Genomic DNA, 5,380 nt, shown 5'->3' with positions numbered 1-5,380 from the left:
CGCGCATGCGGGCGTGAAATCCGCCACGGTCGTGTGGGTGATGGTCCCCGTTCCCTGAGCGTGGGCGGCGGGAGGGGTCAGGGAGGCGAACCAGCGGGAAGCCCCAAGCCACAGGATCAACAGCGCCCCCGCCAATCCGATGGCGAGGCCACCTCGGTAAAGCATCCGGCGGATTACAGGCGTTCTTTTACCGATCATCGATCGTCTCCTCAAGAGGGAAAATGTCCAGTGCGAGCCGGTGGAAGGGCATAGGGTCCCGGCTGGGGGAAGACCTGATTGAGGGGACGCTGTTGCAACATCCAGTAGGTTCCCCGCTCGATGGCGGCAGATCCGAGGAACACCAGCACGGCGACCACACCGATGAGACTCAGCCGGAGCGCCAGGGGCATTGTGAAGGGCCAGAGCCAGGCGATGAACGCCCACAGGATCGGCTGGTGGAATATCATCACGCTATACGAATAGGCGCCCAGGGCGGATACCCCCCGGTAGAGCCAGCGCAGCCGGGGCAGAAGTCCCCGCGCCAGAAGCATCAGGAAACCAGTTGCTGCCGGGGTGACCAGCATGGGGGCTACAACGGCGCCGGGCAGGGTGAAAGAGAGGGAGAGGCCGATCCCATATAGGGCCAAGAGCCCGGCCCAGGCGCGAGGGGAGCGAATCAGGCCCTCCATCCGGCGCGTTTCCCCGGCTGCCCACCACGCCAGCCCCATCCCCAGGGCGAATTCCGCCAGGCGCGAGGGGAAGAACAGCCCCCGGGACCACATCTCCCAATCCACCGGCAACAGGAAGAAACCGATCCCTCGACTGATGGCTGTCAGCAGCGCCGCTCCGACCCAGAAGCGGAGCAGCCCCAGCCGTTGCAGTGCCATCCACAGGAAGGGAAAGACGGCGTAAAGCTGCATGATCAGGACGATGAACCACCACGCCGGGGAGATGAAGTGAAACACCTCCGGCAGGAACCGGAAGCCCACCAGGCTCAGCACGAACCGGGGATCCAGGGGGGAAAAAGGCCGCCACCCCACCACATTGTGAAAAACCAGGAAGAAGAAATGTCCGACCCAATAAAGCGGAAAGAGGCGCAGGAAGCGGCGCAGATAAAAGGCCCGCCGGTCGATCTCCGCCTCTCGGGAGCGGCTGGCCAGCGCCCAGGTCAACCCGAACCCGCTCACGACCAGAAAGACTCCTGTCCCCTGATACCCCAGCCACCCGATGTAACGGAACAGGTTCGCCAGAAGGAAGGAGAGGAGGTTTTCCTGGGGGAGTGGCCGGATCTGGGCCAACCGGGCCTCCAGATCCGGCCAATCGTTCCGGGGATGAGCGAACCAAGGGATCCCATAGATCGGAATCGTGATGTGATAGAGCACGATCATCAGGATGGCCAGACCCCGCATGGCATCCAGCCATGGGAATCGGGGCGCGCGAGCGGTCGAGGAAACCGATCTGGCAACCATGCTGGGAGTTCCTGGAGCTTATTCCTTCCCCAGCAGCCAACGCACATGACGGATCGCGACCTCGGCGGCTGATCCCAGCACCGCTGGATCCATCGCCCCCTTGAGGAACGTGAGGATCGGCCCTGGGCGCAGGGCCCATTCCCGGAAGGCCCGCTTCTGCCAGTATTCCAATCGCTCCGCCGGCAGCCCGGGGTAATCCAGGACCGTCGAGCGGTCCATGTCCACTTCCTCCCAGGCCGTGCCCGGCCGGAACCAGTTGTTCTCCACCACCTGGAAGAAGAAGGGAGTGCCTGGATAGGGCGCCGCGATGTGGAAGAGGGCCAGATCCAGGGGGAGGGACTTGGCGAACTCGATGGTCTGGCGGATGGTCTCCTCGGTCTCCCCCGGCAGGCCGATGATGAAGTAGCCCCAGTTCTTGATCCCTGCCTCCTTCGCCCAGCGCAGCGCCTGGGGAGCCTGCTCCAGCCGGTAGCCTTTCCGCACCCCCTTGAGGATCTGCTCGTTTGCCGACTCGATCCCCCAGGAGATCAGCCAGCACCCGGCCTGGGCCATCTTCTGCAGCATCTCCCGATCCACATAATCCACCCGGCTGTTGCAGGTCCACCGGATCCGGAGCCCTTCCTGGATGAGCAGATCGCACATCCCCACCACCTGATCCCGGCTGATGGTGAAGAGATCCGCATACATGTGAATGTTCCGGATCCCCAAGTCCACCAGATGGCGGACCTCCTCTACAATGCTCTCGGGGGAGCGGAGGCGGATCGAATACTGATAGCTCACGTGCTTGATGCAGTAGGTGCACCCGGCCGTGCAGCCCCGGCTGGTCACGATGAAGGTGTAAGGCCCCCGGATCAGCGGCGCCCGGTAATGATAGAGCGGCAGGAGGTGATGCAGGGGCAGCGGCATATCGTCCAGATTGCGGATGAAGGGGCGATCGATGTTCACCCGGACCTGGCCGTTGTGCCGCCAGACCAGCCCCTTGATGCGGCCGAATTTCTCCTCCAGCGGCCAATCGCGGGCTTCCCCCTCGTTCAGTGGGAACCACTCGGGATCGCTGTCCTCGAAGAGCCGACGGATGCGGCCCTCCGGGACGCGGCCTTCCAGCGTGTCGATCAGCTCCCGCAGGGTGAGCTCGGGCTCCCCTCGCAGGACGAAATCCAAGGCCGGGTAGGCCTCCATCGTGGGGATCGGCATTGGGGTCACATGGGTGCCGAAGGCGATGGTTTTAGCCCCGAGGCTGCGAGCCAGGAAGGCCCCATACATGTCGTTCGTGAGCGTCGGCGCGGTGACCTGGGTGATGTAATATTTGGGCTGCTTCCGGCGCAACAGGGTTTCGAACTCCTTCCAGTCCATCCGCAACGCGATGGCATCCACGATCTCCACGCTGTAATCCGGGTGGAGCATCGCCGCCATCTGGGCCAGGCTCACCTGGGGCCAGATCATGTTCTCCCGAGAGCGGCGGCCCACCCGGTGCTGGCTGCGGATCCACACCGCTCCATCGGGAGAAGGCGGGTTCACCAGCAACACGTCCACCGCCTCCGGCGAGCGGGGCGGCCGCAGCCGCTGAACCACCGCGCTGGCGTCCGGGAATTTCGGCCTCGGCAGCGGCGGGATCCGTCGCGTGCCCAGATTGCGGCGCAGCTCCTCCGGACTCATCACTTCGATAGGTGTTTGAGTAGCCACGTTCTCCTCCATTCCCTCTTCTATCTCTCCAGCAGGAGTCAGCTACGCAAGTTCTATGCTGGATTCCTGTTGGACAATTTTTACGGACGCTTCCCTTGCTGGATCACCGGCATGAACACACGGTAACGGAATCGGGTTAGGACCTGGAGGGTAAATCGATAGGAATTTGTTACCGGATCGATCTCCGGAGTAAGAGAGGTCGCTTCCACCGGGATCTCCATGGATCCGACGAAATCCGGGTCCGCCTGCATCTGTAAGGTGAGAGGAATCGATTCCCTAGGAGAAAGAGCGGGGGGTGTGAACGGCGGGCAGGATGGCGCGCAGGAGGTCACCGGAGTGGAGATCGGGCTGGTCACCGTGATCCGAATCGATTGAGCAGTGCTGGGCCCCCGGTTCTCCAGGCTCAGGGATAGGGTGAAGGGCTGCCCGGCCACTACCGGATTGGGCTCCAGAGCTCCCTGCCAGACCAGATCGACAGCGGCGGTCAGCGGGACCGTGATCTGAAGGCGCGTGTCTCCTTCCAGCAGGATCTGCGAGGATCCGACGCGGGTTTCAAAGGACAGTTCGCCTATCAGATCCGGCTCGGATTGAAACGAAGCCGTCAGGATCCGCATCTGGCCTGTGAGGAGATCACGGAGCTCCCATTGCACACGGGTTCCCAGAGGTTCACAGGGGGTCGGCCCGCAGGCGAGCCCGCTGACTCGCGAGGGAAGGGTTGTGGTCGCAACCAGCGAGGGGATCGGCGATGGCCCGGTGTTCGTGATAGCGAGCGTGAAGGTGAACGGCGCGCCGGCGATCGGAAGCGCCGGCTCCACTCGCGCCGCGGCCTGGATGCGAGCCCCCGGAGTAGGGGAGAGGGTCGGCGTGGGCGAGGGCGTCTTCGTCGGGGAGGCAGTGGGCGTGTCCGGTCCCGGATAGCGTGCGAGCACTGAATGGGCTCCTGGCCTGATGTTCAAGAACATGACCGGAACCCCGCGAAGGGTTCGAGAGATCGGAGAGGCCGGAGCCCCGTTCACCCATACCGCTGTGAGGCTTCGTCCACCGAAGGATTGAGGAAGAACCAGAGTGTGCGAGAAGGCCAGGGTGGGTGTGGCATGGAAGGAGAAGGAGAGATTCCCCCCAGGGGGATCCCATTGGACTGCCTGAATCCGGGCCGCATCTCGATTCAGGACATAATCCAGCCACTGGTCGGCGTTCCAGGTCGGAATCCCCCGCTCCTGGGCGGCCGCCATGATGGCCTCAGCCCACGGGTAAATTTCCCCCCAGGAGTAATAATCCACATGGAAGTTCGCCACGAAAGCGGTGTAATAGCCTCCAATGGCGGCGTCCAGCATGGCGCGGATCTCGGCGAAATCACGCTGCCAGTTGGGATAGAAAGGCTGGGCCATGTATTGCTCATCCACAATATTGGTCAACTGCTGGAAAGCTGAGAGGATCACGCCGTTCTCATCAATGAAGCGCATCGGGAGGCCGCTGCCGGTGAGATATCCATGAGCCTGCGTCCTATCCGGTCGGCGAAGGACGTCGCCTCGCATGTAGTAATCCAGATTGAGAAGGAATCCGAGGTCTGCGTGAACCCGGGCCCCGCCTACCCATCCAGGGCCTGCACGGATCTGGTGTGTCCGGATGGCCCGGGAGACCGGTGGGCCATAGCAGCGGAGGAATCGTTCCAGCGTGGCGCTGGTCGCCGTCCGGTAATCACCGTAGTTGGCCCCGGTCTCCGCGTCGTAGCCCACATAGGGGTGAACGCCGACGGTGTGGCCGGCTGCCCACCATTGGTTCACCGCGTTCGGGGTGGGGGCGGAGGGGCAGCTCTCGAAGTTCAGGGTGAGGAAAAGGGTAGTCCGGTTCCCGAAAGACTCTATGCTCTGGATCTCTCTGTCATACTGGCCCTGGCTGTTGCCGTGAGCATCGGCGGTGAGGATCAGCATACTGAGAGCGCCGTTCGGGAAATACCAGAGCTGGGGCATGGGAACAGCCCTCCCCAGTCCATCCCGGATCAGGCGGGAGAGCAGCCGCATCTGCTCGTCCGCCTGAGGGATGGCAACGCGCTCGAGATCGATCCAGCCGCTGAAGAGATCCGTGGTCCGGAGGATCCCATCTGCCTCCCGGTCCTGCCCGACCCACGCCGGGTTCCCCTGACGGGTGAGAGCGATGCTGCGGGCGAGATCGTAGCCCCAGAAGGTGAAACGCCCATTCCCCACTGCCCGGCGTCCCACGGCCACATAACCCGTGTCCGTGGTCCGGTC

At 63.4% G+C, this 5,380-nt stretch carries 3 protein-coding genes and 1 pseudogene; all 4 read right to left on the bottom strand.

Features of this window, described 5'->3' with window-relative positions:
- The coding region (locus NZM16_RS01500) for a hypothetical protein (RefSeq protein WP_295478014.1) at positions 1 to 198 on the bottom strand (198 nt) is incomplete at its 3' end.
- A gap of 11 nt (positions 199 to 209) precedes the next feature.
- Positions 210 to 1,448 carry an acyltransferase gene (locus tag NZM16_RS01495; protein WP_295478011.1) on the bottom strand — a complete coding sequence of 413 codons (1,239 nt, stop codon included), beginning with the start codon at positions 1,446 to 1,448 and terminating at the stop codon, positions 210 to 212.
- Positions 1,449 to 1,466: 18 nt separating this feature from the next.
- A complete protein-coding gene (locus tag NZM16_RS01490) occupies positions 1,467 to 3,143 on the bottom strand; it encodes a B12-binding domain-containing radical SAM protein (RefSeq protein WP_295478008.1) in 1,677 nt (558 codons plus the stop codon).
- A gap of 68 nt (positions 3,144 to 3,211) precedes the next feature.
- A pseudogene (locus NZM16_RS01485) lies at positions 3,212 to 5,380 on the bottom strand (hypothetical protein); the annotation flags it as partial.

The sequence above is a fragment of the Thermoflexus sp. genome, assembly GCF_025055495.1.
Taxonomy (GTDB): Bacteria; Chloroflexota; Anaerolineae; order Thermoflexales; family Thermoflexaceae; genus Thermoflexus.
The sequence above is the reverse complement of the archived record's forward strand: the minus strand, read 5'-3'. Positions and strand labels throughout refer to the sequence as shown.